We start from the raw sequence: 15,303 nt of genomic DNA on the forward strand, positions 1-15,303 counted from the left end.
TGCTCCTAGTAGGCGTTACGGTATAAACCGTTATTTTTCAGCATGATTTTTTCTTGTTCCCACATCACGTTACTGGGGAATACTTCTGTGGCGGCAGCAATCACTTTTTGTGAGCTGGCTTCAATAAGCCGTGCGTTAATGGCGATGTTCTTTTGCTGTAATGAGTAGGTGCCGGTAAGGTAGTAATCGGTTTGTACTTGGGCGTTTATCTCGTCAATTTGCCGAGAGAGCATCAGGTCTTGATTGTGCTGAATTTTAATGGCAGAAGCCGTTTTAAATTCGATTACGTTTAACCCCGCCTGGGTTGCCAAGGTTACTAGGCTTTCTTGAATTTGCTGGCCTAACTCATTGGTTGAGGGCATGTTCTTGCCATCAATACTTTCTGTTGGCAAAAACGTGCCGACAGCAACGCTCTTTTCCATGTAAATAGGTTTAGCAGTAAAAAATAATTGCTTAGCCAATACGGCAACATAATGATGGGTGCTGTACTGTGGGCCGGTTACCTTTGTTTGCTCGATGTCAGCGTCGTCAGAGCTTAATACAGAGCAAGCTGATAGAAATGATACCGCTGCCCCTATGATACATACACTAATCTTTTTCACCGGTTATCGCCTTGAATTTGACACCATAAATGGCTTTGCATTAGAACAAAGCGATTTTTGTGCCATATAACCTTTTGGCAGCAGATTTTAGTGAATTAAGGCCGTGGTAAGCGCGCAAATCTGGCTTTTTATTTATTGGGTCGGCATACTATGACCTTACTATTACTTGGTTGAAGAATATTTTATGTTTTGTCCCTTCTGTTCTATCCAAGAAACCAAGGTGATTGACTCTCGCTTAGTGGCTGACGGGCACCAAGTGCGCCGCCGTCGTGAATGTACTATGTGTAAAGAGCGTTTCACTACCTTTGAAATGGCTGAATTGGTGATGCCTCGCGTGGTTAAACGTGATGGCTCTCGTGAGCCGTTTAACGAAGATAAGTTGCGGGCAGGTTTACAGCGTGCCCTTGAAAAACGCCCCGTGAGTACCGAGCAAGTGGAGCAGTGTATCAGTCGTCTTAAATCGGCTATGCGTGCCACAGGCGAGCGTGAGATCACTAGTGAATACTTGGGCAATCTAATTATGGACGCTCTCAAAGAGCTGGATAAAGTGGCCTATGTACGCTTTGCTTCTGTGTATCGCTCGTTCGAAGATATTCGCGAATTTGGCGAAGAAATCGCACGTTTGGGTGACTAACATGCCGAATGATTTACGTTTTTCCTGTGCCCTAGAGTTAAATTGATAAGGTTGTAGAGTGACGCAATTCTCTGCGCTTGACGCAAAAATGATGGCTTTGGCCATCCGCTTGGCTGAAAAAGGCCAATACACAACTTCGCCGAATCCCAATGTGGGCTGTGTTATTACTGATGCCCAAGGCAATATTGTCGGCCAAGGCTGGCATCAAAAAGCCGGGACCCCCCATGCAGAAATTCATGCCATTGCCCAAGCGGGTGAGCGCACCAAAGGCGCGACCGCTTACGTCACATTAGAGCCGTGCAATCATCACGGGCGTACCGGCCCATGCTCCGAAGCATTATTAGACGCAGGGGTGAAACGCGTTGTTGCCGCTATGGTTGACCCAAACCCACTCGTAGCCGGCAGTGGTTTACAAAAGCTCAGTGACGCGGGTGTTCAGGTAAGCAGTGGTTTACTTGAAAGTGAAGCCAAAGCGCTTAATCGCGGCTTTATCAAACGCATGCAAACAGGCAAGCCTTGGGTTACTGTTAAGCTGGCATCAAGCTTGGACGGCAAAACCGCGTTAAATAATGGTGAAAGCCAGTGGATAACCGGGCCCTTAGCCCGTGAAGATGTGCAACGCCACCGAGCGCAGAGTTGCGCGATATTGTCTGGCTCGGGCACGGTCCTGGCGGATAACCCTTCATTGAATGTGCGTTACAGCGAATTGGGTTTTGCAAGAAATGCGTTAGCAGAAGTGAATTTACGCCAACCTGTGCGAGTTTTGCTCGATGGGCGCAACCAGATGCGCCCTGATCTGCATTTATTTGCTTTATCGTCTCCCATTGTGATTATCAATAGCCAGCCAAATACAGCTGAATTTCCAGATCATGTTGAGCAATATCAAGCCCAATCAAACGGTGCGCAACTTGACCTGCAAGATGTAATGAAACACCTTGGCCAGCGCGGGTTTAACCATATATGGGTAGAGGCAGGGGCGAAGCTTGCAGGGGCGTTATTACAGAATAAACTGATAGATGAATTGATTTTGTACCAAGCGCCCAAACTATTAGGAGATAAAGGCCGAGATTTATTTGCTGTGGACGAATTAACCCAAATGCAGCAAGCTTTTGAATTACAATGGCAGGATGTACGCCAAGTCGGCCCAGATTTAAAGCTGACGGCGCGCTTTACATAATTTACTACCCACGCCAAGTGACCCGTACATAACGGAAATAACGGGCGTGTTTAATATAGGGTGTTCGTTTAACCTAGCCTGTTCGTTTCAAATCAGCGCGATGTTCAAACAGATTACACAGTTAATATGAGTGAAAAGACATTATGTTTACCGGAATAATTGAAGATGTGGGGCACATCGAATCCTTAACCCCAACGGGCGATGACATTCGCTTGCGCATACGGGTAAATAAACTGGATATGTCGGATGTGGCCCTTGGCGACAGTATCGCCAATAACGGTGTGTGTTTAACCGTGGTAGACATGAACTCGAGCGGCTTTAGTGCTGACGTGTCGCACGAGACCATCAAGCGCAGCGGTTTTGCCGATTATAAAGCGGGTAGTAAGGTGAACTTAGAAAAGGCCATGTTACCGACATCCCGCTTTGGTGGGCACATCGTCAGCGGGCATGTTGATGGTGTGGGCGAAGTCGTTTCCGTCAACCCTGTTGGGCGTTACGTAGAAATCTGGGTGCAAGCACCAAAAGATTTAGCCCGTTACTTAGCGGAAAAAGGCTCGATTACTGTAGACGGTGTCAGCTTGACGGTGAATGCTGTAGAGGGTGCCAAATTCTTGATTACTCTTATTCCCCACAGCCTGGAAGAAACGATTATTGGTGGCTACAAGAAGGGCACTAAAATTAATTTAGAAGTGGACGTGGTTGCCCGTTACCTAGAGCGATTAATGCTCGGCGACAAAGCCGCTGAAACAGGCCAACAAAAATCAGATATCAGCATGGTATTTTTAGCTGAAAATGGCTTTTTACGTTAGGACACATGCTGAACAACAGTCGTGGGCTTATTGCACACAATGACATTTGCAGATAGCTGCTCATTTAAGACACAACCAAAAAGAATCACAATATTATGGCAATGAACACAACAGCAGAAATTATCGAAGACATTCGTCTTGGCAAAATGGTTATCTTGATGGATGACGAAGACCGTGAAAACGAAGGCGATTTAATTATGGCCGCTGAGTGCGTCACCCCAAAAGACATTAACTTTATGGTGACTCACGCTCGGGGGTTGGTTTGCTTGCCCATGACAGCGGAGCGTTGTAAACGCTTGAATTTGCCTTTGATGGTGGATAACAACGGTGCACAGTTCTCGACTAACTTTACGGTATCAATCGAAGCTCGTGAAGGGGTCACCACGGGTATTTCTGCTGCGGATCGTGCGCGCACTATTTTAGCGGCGGTTGCTACGGATGCCACGGCCAACGATATTGTGCAACCCGGGCATATATTCCCTCTTATTGCCAAAGAAGGTGGGGTGCTAAATCGCGCTGGGCATACCGAAGCGGGTGTTGATTTACCGCGTTTAGCTGGCTTGGAGCCTGCCTCAGTTATCGTTGAAATACTCAACGAAGACGGCACCATGGCCCGTGGCCCTGAGTTACAAGAGTTTGCTAAAAAGCATGACCTGAAAATTGGCACAATCGCTGATTTGATTGAATATCGTAACTTAAATGAAACCACCATCGAGCAAGTGGCAAAATGCAAATTGCCGACTGAGTACGGTGAGTTCGATTTGGTTACTTTTAAAGACTCGATTGATAACCAAGTACATTTCGCGTTGAGTAAAGGCGAAATTAGTCCTGATGAGCCAACGTTGGTGCGTGTACATTTGCACAATACCTTGAGTGATTTGCTGGGTTCAGAGCGAGCAATTGAGCGCAGCATGAATTTACCCCAAGCACTAAAACGCATCGCTGCCGAAGGTGGTGTTCTAGTATTACTGGGTAAAGATGAAGATTTGCTGACGCAAGTAAAACAGTTTGAAGCCGAAGATAATGGTGAAAAGCCTGTTGGCGCAGCATGGAGCGGCACGTCTCGCACTGTGGGTGTCGGTAGTCAAATACTTGCCAGCTTAGGCGTGAAAAAAATGCGCTTGCTAAGTCGACCTAAAAAATATCATGCCCTATCTGGTTACGGCTTAGAAGTGGTTGAATACGTAGATTAGCTAAATATAGTTAATTACAAACGCTAAAAAAGCGCCTGCTTGTCAGGCGTTTTTTAGTTTTTACACATTATACATTGGTTGATGAATGCTATCCGCTTAAACGCCTCCTCGATGTTTGATTTCGCCTTGAGCAGCAAAATACTTTGCCATCGATAATGACTATTTTATAAACAGCGCATTAAGCTGTTTGGGATCATATGGTGCTGTGCTATCATACGCGCCATTTTTTACAGATAAGGCTTATTAGGCATGAATATCATTGAAGGTAATATTCGCGCAACAGGCAAAAAATTTGCGTTGGTTGTGTCACGTTTCAACAGTTTCGTTGTTGAGAGTTTGGTTGAAGGCGCATTAGATACACTTGAGCGTCACGGTGAAGTAAACAGCCAAGATATCACTTTGGTTCGCGTGCCTGGTGCATACGAGTTGCCTATCGCGGCTAAAAAGCTAGCGGAAAAAGGAACCTTTGATGGGATCATCGCTCTAGGCGCTGTTATCCGTGGCGGTACACCACACTTCGAATTTGTTGCTGGTGAATGCAACAAAGGTTTAGCTCAGGTGTCACTTGAATTCGGTATTCCGGTTTCTTTTGGCGTTATCACCACTGACAGTATCGAGCAGGCTATTGAGCGCTCTGGTACTAAAGCAGGTAACAAAGGCGCTGAAGCAGCATTAGGTGCACTTGAAATGGTTAACGTTATGGCCAATATCGAAGGGGCAGAGTAGGTGAAACCAGCAGCCCGTCGTAAAGCTAGAGAATTAGCGGTTCAAGCCGTTTACTCTTGGCAGATGTCAAAAAATCCACTTGACCAGATAGAACTGAGTATCGTCACGAGCAATAACATGCAAGATGTCGACACCGAGTACTTTCTAGAGTTGTTGCGCGCCGTTGTGCGCAGAACGGCCGAGCTGGATGCGAAAATCAAACCTTATTTGGGGCGTTTACCGGAAGAGCTTGATCCTGTTGAAAACGCTATTTTACGACTGGCTACTTACGAACTTGTTGAGCGTATTGATGTCCCTTATAAAGTGGTCATTAATGAGGCCATTGAGCTTGCTAAGTCGTTTGGTGCTGAAGAGAGCCACAAGTTTGTGAATGGGGTGCTTGATAAAGCCATAAAAACCCTTCGTAAACACGAGTTGTCATAAAAGATCGTTATATTTTAGGGAGTTACACAGGCCATGTATTCCCTTTAATCTTAGAGTTATTAAAATAAAAATGTGAAAGAATTTTCTTTGATCGATACCTATTTTCGCGATGTAAGCTTTCAGCGCAAGGATGTACTGTTAGGCATAGGCGATGATTGCGCTATTACCCAAATTCCTGCCGGTCAAGCCCTTGCCACCACGACTGATACCTTAGTGAGTGGTGTGCATTTTTTGCCTGACGCCGACCCTAAAGCCATCGCCCAAAAAGCTATTGCGGTAAATTTGAGTGATTTGGCAGCCATGGGCGCTGAGCCAGCTTGGTTGAGTCTATCTTTATCTTTACCTAACGTGGATGAGCAGTGGCTTAAAGCGTTCTCTGAAGGCTTTAGAGAACTTACTGAGTATTACTCTGTTCAGCTTATTGGCGGCGATACGGTGCAAGGTCCACTGGCGATCACCATTACCGCGCAAGGGTTTGTTGCCGCTGATCAAGCTTTGAAGCGCTCTGGTGCTAAACCGGGGGATTTCGTTTATGTGACGGGCTCATTAGGGGATGCTGGCTTAGGGCTCGATATTCTGCTTAATCGTGCTGAGGTTAAAAGTACCGAGCACAGTGAGTACTTGCTGAAACGTTTACATTACCCAACACCAAGAGTATTTGCAGGCACCAGTTTACGCCGTGTGGCGAGTGCCTGTATCGACATCTCTGATGGTTTATTAGCGGACATTAAGCATATATTAAAGGCATCCCAATGTGGGGCGTGCTTGCAACTCGATAAACTGCCGTTGTCCAAAGCGATGCTCGAGTCCGCAGATCGAGATGCCGCATTTCATTACGCTTTGAGTTCTGGTGATGATTACGAGCTTCTGTTTACTGTGAGTGAAGAGCAAAAAAACAATGTAGAGCGTGTATTGGCTTGCAGCAATGTGCCAGCAACCTGCATCGGCCAAATTAACGGTGCGGTTGGCAAAATTGATTTGAAACTCAATGATGAAAGCTATGCATACAGCCAAACGGGGTTTGAGCATTTCAATTCAGCTGAATTAACGAAAGAACAACCTAACCACGCGAAGCGAGCATAATGGATAGACATATTCGTAAGCGCGTTTCACTAGCCAACCCCATTCACTTCTTAGCCTTGGGGTTTGGCAGCGGTTTAGCGCCAAAAGCGCCTGGCACATTCGGTACGGTTGCGGCTGTTCCATTGGTGTGTTTGCTTGCTTATAGCACTGCGCTAACAGGCTATTTGCTGGTGACTTTGATAGCCTCAGTCATCGGTATTTGGTTATGCGGTAAAACAGCCAAAGACATGATGGTGCATGATGATTCATCCATAGTATGGGATGAAATTGCAGGTTTACTTATCACTATGATTGCCGTACCGCTGAGTTGGCAAACATTGCTGCTCGGTTTTGTTCTGTTTCGTATTTTTGATATCTTGAAGCCTTGGCCGATCAGTTATTTAGATGCGCGGGTACATGGTGGGTTCGGCATTATGATTGACGATATTTTAGCAGGTTTTTTCGCCCTCATTCTGATGCACATCACGCTGTATTTTGGCTGGCTGTAGCCGCTTCTAAACGATACAGTTATGCGCGCTAACGCTTCATACTCTTTGTTTTTTATTCTGTTTTGTTGATTCTTTGTTGTTTGTTAATCGAAAAGGTACTCCATGAAAATCTGGGTTGATGCGGACGCGTGTCCCGTTCTTGTAAAACAAATCTTGTTTAAAGCGGCGCAGCGCACTCAGGTTGAAATGACCTTGGTGGCAAACCAACACATTCCTGTACCGCCTGATAAAAACATTACCAGTATTCAGGTACAAAGTGGCTTTGACATGGCTGATGATTATATTGTTGAGCAATGCGTAGCGAACGACTTGGTGATCACCGCCGACATACCGCTTGCCGCCGAGGTCATTGCTAAGGGCGCTCATGCGCTCAACCCACGTGGTGAGCTTTACACCAAAGAAAGTATCGGTAGCATATTGAATATTCGTGACTTCATGGACACCATGCGTAGCAGCGGCGTTCAAACAGGTGGTCCTGGCGCTTATGGCAACAAAGAGAAACAAGCGTTTGCCAATAATCTAGATAGGTTACTGGCTCAGCGATAGGTTTGTGGGTGGCTAATACCAAGGCCGCTTTTAGCTTTACTGAGTAGCAATAAAGCGGCTTAATAGATTGGGAATAGAGGGCTTTTACTGGGCCAAGAAAGTGTGTGCTTTAGCGATTATACCCGCGTCATCCATTCCAATTTCAGCATACATCTCAGTTTGGGTGCCCTGCATTATAAACTCATCAGGCAAACCGATTTGCAGTAAGCGACTGGTGTGTACTGTACTCAGTAGGTATTCAGCCACCGCGCCGCCAGCACCACCTGTGGTAGCGCCATCTTCAAGGGTAATAAGCAGTTCATGATTTTTGGCCACATTGGCCACCGCTTCAGTATCCAAGGGCTTGACGAAGCGCATATCAATCACAGTGGCATTGAGTACTTCAGCGGCTTTTTCTGCATAAGGCAGTAACACGCCAAAATTCAATATAGCGACTTTTTCGCCTTGGCGTATGGTTCTGCTTTTACCGATTTCCAATGCTTGCATGGTGTTATCGGGCTTAACACCTGTGCCTGAACCTCTTGGGTATCTGACTGCAGCCGGTTTGTTCAGCTTGTGCCCTGTGTATAGCATTTGGCGACATTCATTTTCATCCGCAGGTGTCATGATAACCATGTTCGGAATACAGCGTAAAAATGGGATATCGAATGCGCCTTGGTGCGTTGGCCCGTCAGCACCGACTAAACCTGCGCGGTCAATAGCGAACAACACGGGTAAGTTTTGCAAAGCCACATCGTGGATCAGCTGATCGTAGGCGCGCTGCAAAAACGTTGAGTAAATAGCCACTACGGCATTTTGGCCTTCTTTGGCAAGGCCCGCAGCGAATGTCACTGCGTGTTGCTCGGCAATGGCGACGTCAAAATATTGTGCTGGGAATTTTTGTGAAAACTCGACCATACCTGAGCCTTCGCGCATGGCAGGGGTAACAGCCATTAAATTAGGATCTTGTTGTGCCATGTCACACAACCAACGGCCAAAAATGTTTGAAAACGTTGGATCGCTCGGCGCAGCCTTAGGCAAACCATCAGCAGATGGGTTGAATTTAGGCACGGCATGAAATTTAATCGGGTCTTTCTCGGCTAGCTCATAGCCTTTACCTTTTTTGGTGACCACGTGAAGAATTTGCGCCCCTTTGATGTTGCGCATGTTTTTCAATGTGTCGACCACACCGTTTACATCGTGACCATCAATCGGCCCAATGTAATTAAACCCTAATTCTTCGAAGATGGTGCCTGGTACTACCATGCCTTTGATATGTTCTTCGGCTCGGCTGGCGAACTCTTTAATAGGCGGAACGCTGCTGAGGAGTTTCTTGCCGCCGTCACGAATAGAGTTAAAGAAGTTACCTGTAAGTAAACGGGCTAGGTGACTGTTTAATGCCCCCACATTCTCTGAAATTGACATCTCGTTATCATTTAAAATAACCAGCATGTCTTTATCGATGTCACCGCCATGATTTAGCGCTTCAAATGCCATACCTGCGGTCATTGCGCCATCACCGATAACGGCAACGACCTTTCTACCCAATGCTTCTTTTTCTGCAGCAACGGCCATACCTACTGCAGCGCTGATGGAGGTAGATGAGTGACCTACGGCAAAGGTATCGTACTCACTTTCATTCGGCCAAGGGAAAGGGTGCAAACCGTTCTTTTGGCGAATGGTAGGCATACGATCACGACGGCCTGTCAAAATCTTATGGGGATAAGCTTGATGGCCCACATCCCAGATAAGGCGGTCGAACGGGGTGTTGTAAACATAATGCAGGGCGACGGTTAATTCGACTGTGCCCAACCCAGAGGCAAAATGACCACTACTTTGGCTTACGCTGGTTAACAAATATTGACGTAATTCTTTGGCGACTTGCTTTAGTTTGTCTTGAGGAAGCTCGCGCAATTGCTCGGGCGTGTCCGCTAAAGCCAGAAGCGGGTAGTGGGCTAAATCCAGGGTCATGAGGTACGTTTCTACTATTATTATTTGATGATGTATCGTTCGTAATCAATGATTACGATGAATGACGAAATCGGTAAATGATTTCAACACCTGTGTATTGTAAGGTAAAGCGTCCAAAGCTTGAAGCGCTTCTTGATGAAGTTGAGCGAGATAGCCCTGAGCACCTTCTAAACCAAGCAGTGCAGGATAGGTACTTTTATTCTGCTCTTGGTCTGAACCTTGGGGTTTACCTAAGGTTTGTGAATCACCGACCACATCCAAAATATCGTCCTGCACCTGAAACGCCAAACCAATGGTGGACGCATATTGCTGCAATAGCGATTTGCTTTCATCGCTAACTGACGGGCACAACACGGATGCCATTTTTACCGCTGCAGTGATAAGCGCCCCGGTTTTTTTGCTATGCAGCAACTCCAGTTGTGTTTGAGTGATCAGCTTATTGGTGGACGCTAAATCAATTCCTTGTCCGCCACACATGCCGTCGTAACCAGATGCTTGACCTAAAATACGCACCAATTCGATACGTTGCGCATTGGCAAAATCTGATAATGGGTAATTAACGATGATCTCAAAGGCCAAAGTTTGCAGGGCATCGCCGGCTAAAATAGCGTTGGCTTCATCAAACTGAATGTGACACGTGGGGTGCCCGCGGCGTAAATCGTCGTCGTCCATCGCAGGCAAGTCATCGTGTACCAAGGAATAAGCATGGATACATTCTAATGCGAGGGCGGGGGCATCAAGATCAGACTGTTCAATCCCTAAAGCTTCGCCGACAGCATACACTAAAAAAGGTCGCATGCGTTTTCCGCCCATTAGCAAGGCGTACTGCATGGCATTTTTTAACGTTGGGGCATGGTCACCAAGTTTGCCAATCTGCGCTTGTAGTAAGGCGTCAACGTGTTGATGCACACGCTTCTGTTGAGTCTCAAATGTCATTAGTCTTGGGTATTGTTGGGGTCGAAGTCAGCCAGTGGAGCTTGCTCGTCTTGACCCATTAAGATCTGAACTTTCTGTTCGGCTTGTTTTAGTTTATTTTGACTATGGCGGGCTAATTGAATGCCTCGCTCAAAGCGCCCTAAAGCGTCTTCTAAACTTAGCTCACCTTCTTCCATTTGATTGACTATGCTATCGAGCTCTTGCATTGATTCTTCAAAGCTTAAGTTTTCGGTTTTTTTGCGACTGGTCATAGGTTTTGCTTCTTTTATATCTTGCTCTTTTGCGAGTTGAGCGCACCTTACCTGAGGGGTAAATAGTGGTCAAACCTTTTTCATGGCGCATAGGGCCAACGTACAAAAGATTGTTCCGAGATAGAATCATTATCTTACGACGAATGCGTTAATTTGGATTTCTTTAGGCAGGTTTATAGCTAAGTACTATAGATTATTTTAACTTTGTCGATAAAATGATTAACCAAGTCAACAACCTAAATGCACCTCCTGCGAATTTTCGCTTTTTAAAGCAGGCGTTTTTAGAGCTGGGCCATTTGATATTTCGCGTAACACACTTTTTTGATGGGAGTACAATGTGGATTTAGCAACCCTTATAGGCATGATTGGCGCAATCGGCTTCGTGATCATGGCCATGGTGCTGGGCGGTGATTTGGGGATGTTCTTTAACGTTCCATCCATTTTGATTGTGGTCTGCGGTAGTCTTTTTGTCGTTTTATCTCAATTCACCCTTGGGCAATTCTTTGGTGCAGGTAAAGTGGCCGGTAAAGCCTTTATGTTCAAAATCGAATCGCCTGAGTCTCAGATTGAAAAAATCGTTGAAATGGCGGATGCCGCGCGTAAAGGCGGATTTTTAGCGCTAGAAGAAGCACAAATAGAAAACGAATTTATGCAAAAAGGCGTTGATATGTTGGTTGACGGTCACGACGTCGACGTTGTGCGCGCCACTATGGCCAAGGACATATCTATGACCACAGAGCGGCATGAATTCGGTGCTACTATCTTTAAAGGGATGGGGGATGTTGCTCCCGCCATGGGGATGATTGGTACGCTGATTGGTTTGGTTGCCATGCTGTCAAACATGGATGATCCTAAGTCCATTGGACCAGCAATGGCGGTTGCGCTATTAACAACGCTTTACGGCGCGGTGTTAGCGAACGTTGTGTGTTTGCCTATTGCTGAGAAGCTAGGTAACAGAGCAGTGGAAGAGAAACTAAACCAGAGCTTAATCCTCGATGGCATAATTGGCATAGCCGACGGCCAGAACCCTCGTGTTATTGAAGGTATTTTGAAAAATTATCTTGCAGCCAGTAAGCGCGGTAGCGCGACAGAAGACGCATAACTGATGGAAGACGAATGCCCTAAATGCCCCCCCGCCGGATTACCCGCGTGGATGGGGACATTCGCGGATTTGATGTCACTGTTGATGTGCTTCTTCGTGTTATTGCTGTCGTTTTCAGAAATGGATGTACTGAAGTTCAAACAGATCGCGGGTTCGATGAAGTTTGCGTTTGGCGTTCAAAATAAAATTGAAGTCAAAGATATTCCCAAAGGCACCAGTGTTATCGCCATGGAATTCAGACCGGGTCGACCCGATCCTACCCCTATTGAAACCATTCAGCAGCAAACCATAGAAATGACTCAGCAAATGTTGGAGTTTCAAGCGGGTAATGAAGATTCCGCTGGTGGGCGTCAAAAACAACGTGGTGAACAAAAAGGCGGGGCTGCCCAGCAAACGGCGAGTGAACAATCCAGTGCCAAAACCACAGCGAGTCAAGAAGAAGCCAATAAGCAAATGAAGAAGGTGGCGCAGCAGCTTGAGAAAGAAATTCTTGATGGTGCCATCGAGATGGAGTCACTTGGGCAACAACTGATCATCCGTATTCGAGAGAACGGCTCTTTCTCAGCGGGCTCTGCTTTCTTGCAGCCGCAGTTTAAGCCTATCCTGCGTAAAATTGGAACCTTGTTGGCTGATATGCCTGGGGATATTGAGATATCCGGTCATAGTGACAGTTTGGTTATTTCTAACGAGCTGTATCGTTCTAACTGGGATTTATCAGCTCAGCGCGCAGTTGCGGTAGCTGAGGAGCTACGTAAAGCCCCAGGGTTTGATGAGGGGCGCATGGCGGTCATTGGGAAAGCGGATACCGCCCCATTGTTAGGTGAAGACGATGCTCAAGCAAGAAGCCGCAATCGCCGCGTGGAAATTGCGATTAAACAGGGTAAGGCGAAAGAATCAGAGCCTATCTCGGTCGTAGAATAACCGGTAGTGACCTAAGCGGAGGCAGTAGAGTAGGGCTAGCTTAGTCTATAAATTCAAATCTAAAAAGCGGCACATATGCCGCTTTTTAGATTTCCTCATTTCTGTGTACTAACCTACATTTGTGATTCACAAGAGGGAATACGTGCGCTCTTGTCAAAGAAGATAGAGAACTCTGCCACCGTCACGCCAAACTTTTTCATATACGAACGATTCATCATGCGCTGGTCGTCGAGAGCGTACATCCAATCATCAATGGCAAAATCATACTCGGTGCCATCAATGGGCACGGTTAAAGTGTACTGCCAATTAAACGCGCTACCTTGGGATGAGCCAGAAGCTTGACCCACAACGTCACCGGCAGTGCCCGTCACTGTTTGGTCTTGCGCGACATTTACCTTCCAAATACGGGTCTGGCGGGTACCGTCGTTAAAGAAAAATGACTCGTGAAGTTGCCCTTTGTTACCTTGCCACGTGGCGACGATGTCAACGCAGAATCGGCGAGTTAGCTTTCCTGAATAGTCTTGCACAATTCCCCAAGCTGTTATTTCACCATCAAAATAGTTTTTGAGTGAAAATGTAGGCCTAGTGTCACGATAATCATCGATAGAGGCACTGCAGCCTGCAAGCAGGGCGGCTCCGGCGGTTAATGCCAATGTTTTTAATATCGTCATATACGTTCCTATTGTGACTGGCCTATTAATTTATTACGCAGTTTCGGGTAACTGGCTTTTTTGTCTAGCCAGATGCGCAAAAAATTGACGCCAAAGCTGCGATCATCAATACGCCCAATTTCTTCTTGGTTAAAATAGAAGACGCCACCATCAGTGTGGTTTAAGACAAACAACAGCTCATCGTTTTCCTGAATATCAGGCCATATTGCCGTAAGTTGTGTAAGCCATGGTTGGTAGATTGCTTCGCCTAACCCTAGCTTGTTCCATTCATCGGCAGTGGCTTCTACCAGTTCATCTGCCTCAATATCCCGCAAATACTGAATATTTAGGGCGAGAGGGCTCTGACTTTCTTGCGTCAGGTCATCACTGGTAAACGTGCCGTCATCACTGTAGAGCGTTGATTGGTATATATCCCAAAATACGACCGACAACTTAGCGCTGCCTACAGGTTTGAGTGCATCGATGGGCGACGCACTTAAGCTCAAAGGCAACAGCAACGCGCTTATGAATGTAAATGTGAGCAACTTTTTCATCGTTTATCGACTAAGTTGTGCATTGTAAGCGGGCTTGCTCAGCACTAGCTGCACCGTACTAATGGTGCGCTCAAGAAAACCGCCTTCGCAATAACTAAAGTAATAGCGCCACATGTTGCCAAAGCGTTCGTCGTAGCCGTCTTTTGCTAGCGCTTCGATATTATCGTTAAACGCTTGATGCCAATGCTGTAAGGTTCTCGCGTAATCCAGGCCTATGTCATGCAGGTCGCGGATCATCATATCGGTATGTTTTTTCAGATGTTGATTGATTAAAAGCTGTGAGGGTAAAAAACCGCCGGGGAAAATATGCTTTTGAATAAAATCAACACTCTTGGCGTAACTGTTCAAGCGTTGGTCACTGATGGTGATCGCTTGTAACAGCATAATGCCGTCTTTTTTGAGCAAGTTTGAGCACTGCTGAAAGAAAGTGGGTAAGTACTCTTTGCCTACTGCTTCAATCATTTCAATGGAGACCAATTTGTCGTATTGGCCTTCAAGCAAGCGATAGTCTTTCTTTAGCAATGTAATATGCTGCTCTAGATTTTCCCGAGCCACCCACTGTTCGGCAAACTGGTATTGCTCCTCTGAAATAGTGGTCGTGGTCACTTTGCAACCGTAGTGTTTGGCTGCATACACAGCTAGACCACCCCAGCCGGTACCAATTTCAAGAAGATGATCGTCTTCGGTCAGCTGTAACTTCTCACAAATTGTTTTTAGTTTATGTTGTTGCGCCTGATGTAAGTCTGCATCTTGATGAGGATAGATTGCCGAGGAGTACATCATGGTTTGATCTAAGAAGCGTGTATAAAGCTTGTTGCCTAGATCGTAATGATCTGCGATGTTTTTCTTCGCCTGGCTGGTGGAATTACGTCTTGCAAGGTGGCTTAATTTCCTGAGGGGCAGGGCGAGCCATTCCATTTTACCTTCCCAGCGGTCAAGCATAGGCAGGTTTCGGGCAAATATTCGAATAACGTTGGTCAAATTGGGAGTCGTCCACATGCCATCGGTGTAGGTTTCCCCTGAAGCAACGCTGCCACCAAAAAGCAAATGGCGATAAGCGCGTAAATCGATAAAGTTTATCTCAGCATGCAAGTCAGAGCCCTTTTCACCGAAAACATCGACGAGCACACCATTTTCTTTTATCACCATTTCGCCTTCCGGCAGGCTAGCAAATATTTTCAACATGATTTGGCGGCTAATTTTGTCTTGCCAAGAGAGAGAATCCACCGCTTCGAGTGTCTGTTCGCTGTTAACCATA

At 46.3% G+C, this 15,303-nt stretch carries 18 protein-coding genes; 11 read left to right on the forward strand and 7 right to left on the reverse strand.

The genetic code is table 11. The annotated features are described in order from the left end of the window. Positions 1–5 precede the first annotated feature (5 nt). On the reverse strand, positions 6–602 hold the full coding sequence (locus tag PATL_RS06665) for a FlgO family outer membrane protein (RefSeq protein WP_011574159.1): 597 nt from the start codon (positions 600–602) through the stop codon (positions 6–8). 184 nt (positions 603–786) lie between these two features. On the opposite strand from PATL_RS06665, the gene nrdR reads away from it, so the two are divergent. From nrdR to PATL_RS06710, 9 genes are all read left to right on the forward strand, one after another. After that, positions 787–1,236, forward strand: a complete 450-nt coding sequence (gene nrdR / locus PATL_RS06670; protein WP_006992170.1) for a transcriptional regulator NrdR — start codon at positions 787–789, stop codon at positions 1,234–1,236. Between the two features lie 58 nt (positions 1,237–1,294). Next, positions 1,295–2,413 carry a bifunctional diaminohydroxyphosphoribosylaminopyrimidine deaminase/5-amino-6-(5-phosphoribosylamino)uracil reductase RibD gene (gene ribD / locus PATL_RS06675; protein WP_011574160.1) on the forward strand — a complete coding sequence of 373 codons (1,119 nt, stop codon included), beginning with the start codon at positions 1,295–1,297 and terminating at the stop codon, positions 2,411–2,413. A 143-nt stretch (positions 2,414–2,556) separates the two neighbouring features. Continuing rightward, positions 2,557–3,222, forward strand: coding sequence for a riboflavin synthase (locus PATL_RS06680; RefSeq protein ID WP_011574161.1), 666 nt, complete (start codon positions 2,557–2,559; stop codon positions 3,220–3,222). 95 nt (positions 3,223–3,317) lie between these two features. Continuing rightward, positions 3,318–4,415 carry a bifunctional 3,4-dihydroxy-2-butanone-4-phosphate synthase/GTP cyclohydrolase II gene (gene ribBA / locus PATL_RS06685; RefSeq protein ID WP_011574162.1) on the forward strand — a complete coding sequence of 366 codons (1,098 nt, stop codon included), beginning with the start codon at positions 3,318–3,320 and terminating at the stop codon, positions 4,413–4,415. Positions 4,416–4,664: 249 nt separating this feature from the next. Next, positions 4,665–5,141 (forward strand): 6,7-dimethyl-8-ribityllumazine synthase, encoded by a 477-nt coding sequence (gene ribE, locus PATL_RS06690; RefSeq protein WP_006992174.1) that lies wholly within the window; start codon positions 4,665–4,667, stop codon positions 5,139–5,141. Beyond that, the gene (gene nusB, locus PATL_RS06695) at positions 5,142–5,564 is read left to right on the forward strand and encodes a transcription antitermination factor NusB (protein WP_011574163.1); all 423 of its coding nucleotides are present in this window, start codon (positions 5,142–5,144) and stop codon (positions 5,562–5,564) included. It abuts the gene before it with no gap. Between the two features lie 72 nt (positions 5,565–5,636). Continuing rightward, a complete protein-coding gene (gene thiL, locus PATL_RS06700) occupies positions 5,637–6,647 on the forward strand; it encodes a thiamine-phosphate kinase (protein WP_011574164.1) in 1,011 nt (336 codons plus the stop codon). Then, on the forward strand, positions 6,647–7,135 hold the full coding sequence (locus PATL_RS06705; RefSeq protein WP_011574165.1) for a phosphatidylglycerophosphatase A family protein: 489 nt from the start codon (positions 6,647–6,649) through the stop codon (positions 7,133–7,135). Before thiL ends, PATL_RS06705 begins: the two co-directional genes overlap by 1 nt. A 102-nt stretch (positions 7,136–7,237) precedes the next feature. Next, positions 7,238–7,681, forward strand: coding sequence for a YaiI/YqxD family protein (locus PATL_RS06710; protein ID WP_011574166.1), 444 nt, complete (start codon positions 7,238–7,240; stop codon positions 7,679–7,681). A gap of 84 nt (positions 7,682–7,765) precedes the next feature. Here the strand turns inward: PATL_RS06710 and dxs are convergent, their stop codons facing one another. Genes dxs through xseB form a run of 3 tightly spaced genes read right to left on the reverse strand, consistent with a single transcriptional unit; the run spans position 7,766 to position 10,818 of the window. Continuing rightward, positions 7,766–9,631 (reverse strand): 1-deoxy-D-xylulose-5-phosphate synthase, encoded by a 1,866-nt coding sequence (gene dxs, locus PATL_RS06715; protein WP_011574167.1) that lies wholly within the window; start codon positions 9,629–9,631, stop codon positions 7,766–7,768. Between the two features lie 45 nt (positions 9,632–9,676). Then, positions 9,677–10,567, reverse strand: a complete 891-nt coding sequence (gene ispA, locus PATL_RS06720; protein WP_011574168.1) for a (2E,6E)-farnesyl diphosphate synthase — start codon at positions 10,565–10,567, stop codon at positions 9,677–9,679. After that, positions 10,567–10,818 carry an exodeoxyribonuclease VII small subunit gene (gene xseB / locus PATL_RS06725; RefSeq protein WP_011574169.1) on the reverse strand — a complete coding sequence of 84 codons (252 nt, stop codon included), beginning with the start codon at positions 10,816–10,818 and terminating at the stop codon, positions 10,567–10,569. The genes ispA and xseB overlap by 1 nt, the downstream gene beginning before the upstream one ends. A 337-nt stretch (positions 10,819–11,155) precedes the next feature. Between xseB and pomA the strand changes: the two genes are divergently transcribed. Both pomA and PATL_RS06735 read left to right on the forward strand, forming a co-directional pair. Continuing rightward, the gene (gene pomA, locus PATL_RS06730; RefSeq protein WP_006992184.1) at positions 11,156–11,920 is read left to right on the forward strand and encodes a flagellar motor protein PomA; all 765 of its coding nucleotides are present in this window, start codon (positions 11,156–11,158) and stop codon (positions 11,918–11,920) included. 3 nt (positions 11,921–11,923) lie between these two features. Then, positions 11,924–12,841: a flagellar motor protein MotB gene (locus PATL_RS06735; RefSeq protein ID WP_011574170.1), complete on the forward strand. Its 918-nt coding sequence runs from the start codon at positions 11,924–11,926 to the stop codon at positions 12,839–12,841. Positions 12,842–12,954: 113 nt separating this feature from the next. Here the strand turns inward: PATL_RS06735 and PATL_RS06740 are convergent, their stop codons facing one another. The 3 genes from PATL_RS06740 to PATL_RS06750 are packed head-to-tail and all read right to left on the reverse strand — an operon-like array spanning position 12,955 to position 15,302. Next, positions 12,955–13,512 (reverse strand): DUF3833 domain-containing protein, encoded by a 558-nt coding sequence (locus PATL_RS06740; protein ID WP_011574171.1) that lies wholly within the window; start codon positions 13,510–13,512, stop codon positions 12,955–12,957. Between the two features lie 8 nt (positions 13,513–13,520). Then, positions 13,521–14,045, reverse strand: a complete 525-nt coding sequence (locus tag PATL_RS06745) for a chalcone isomerase family protein (RefSeq protein ID WP_011574172.1) — start codon at positions 14,043–14,045, stop codon at positions 13,521–13,523. 3 nt (positions 14,046–14,048) lie between these two features. Next, on the reverse strand, positions 14,049–15,302 hold the full coding sequence (locus PATL_RS06750; protein WP_011574173.1) for an SAM-dependent methyltransferase: 1,254 nt from the start codon (positions 15,300–15,302) through the stop codon (positions 14,049–14,051). Between the last annotated feature and the right edge of the window lies 1 nt (position 15,303).

Origin of the sequence: Paraglaciecola sp. T6c (assembly GCF_000014225.1) — a bacterium.
Lineage (GTDB): Bacteria > Pseudomonadota > Gammaproteobacteria > Enterobacterales > Alteromonadaceae > Paraglaciecola > Paraglaciecola atlantica_A.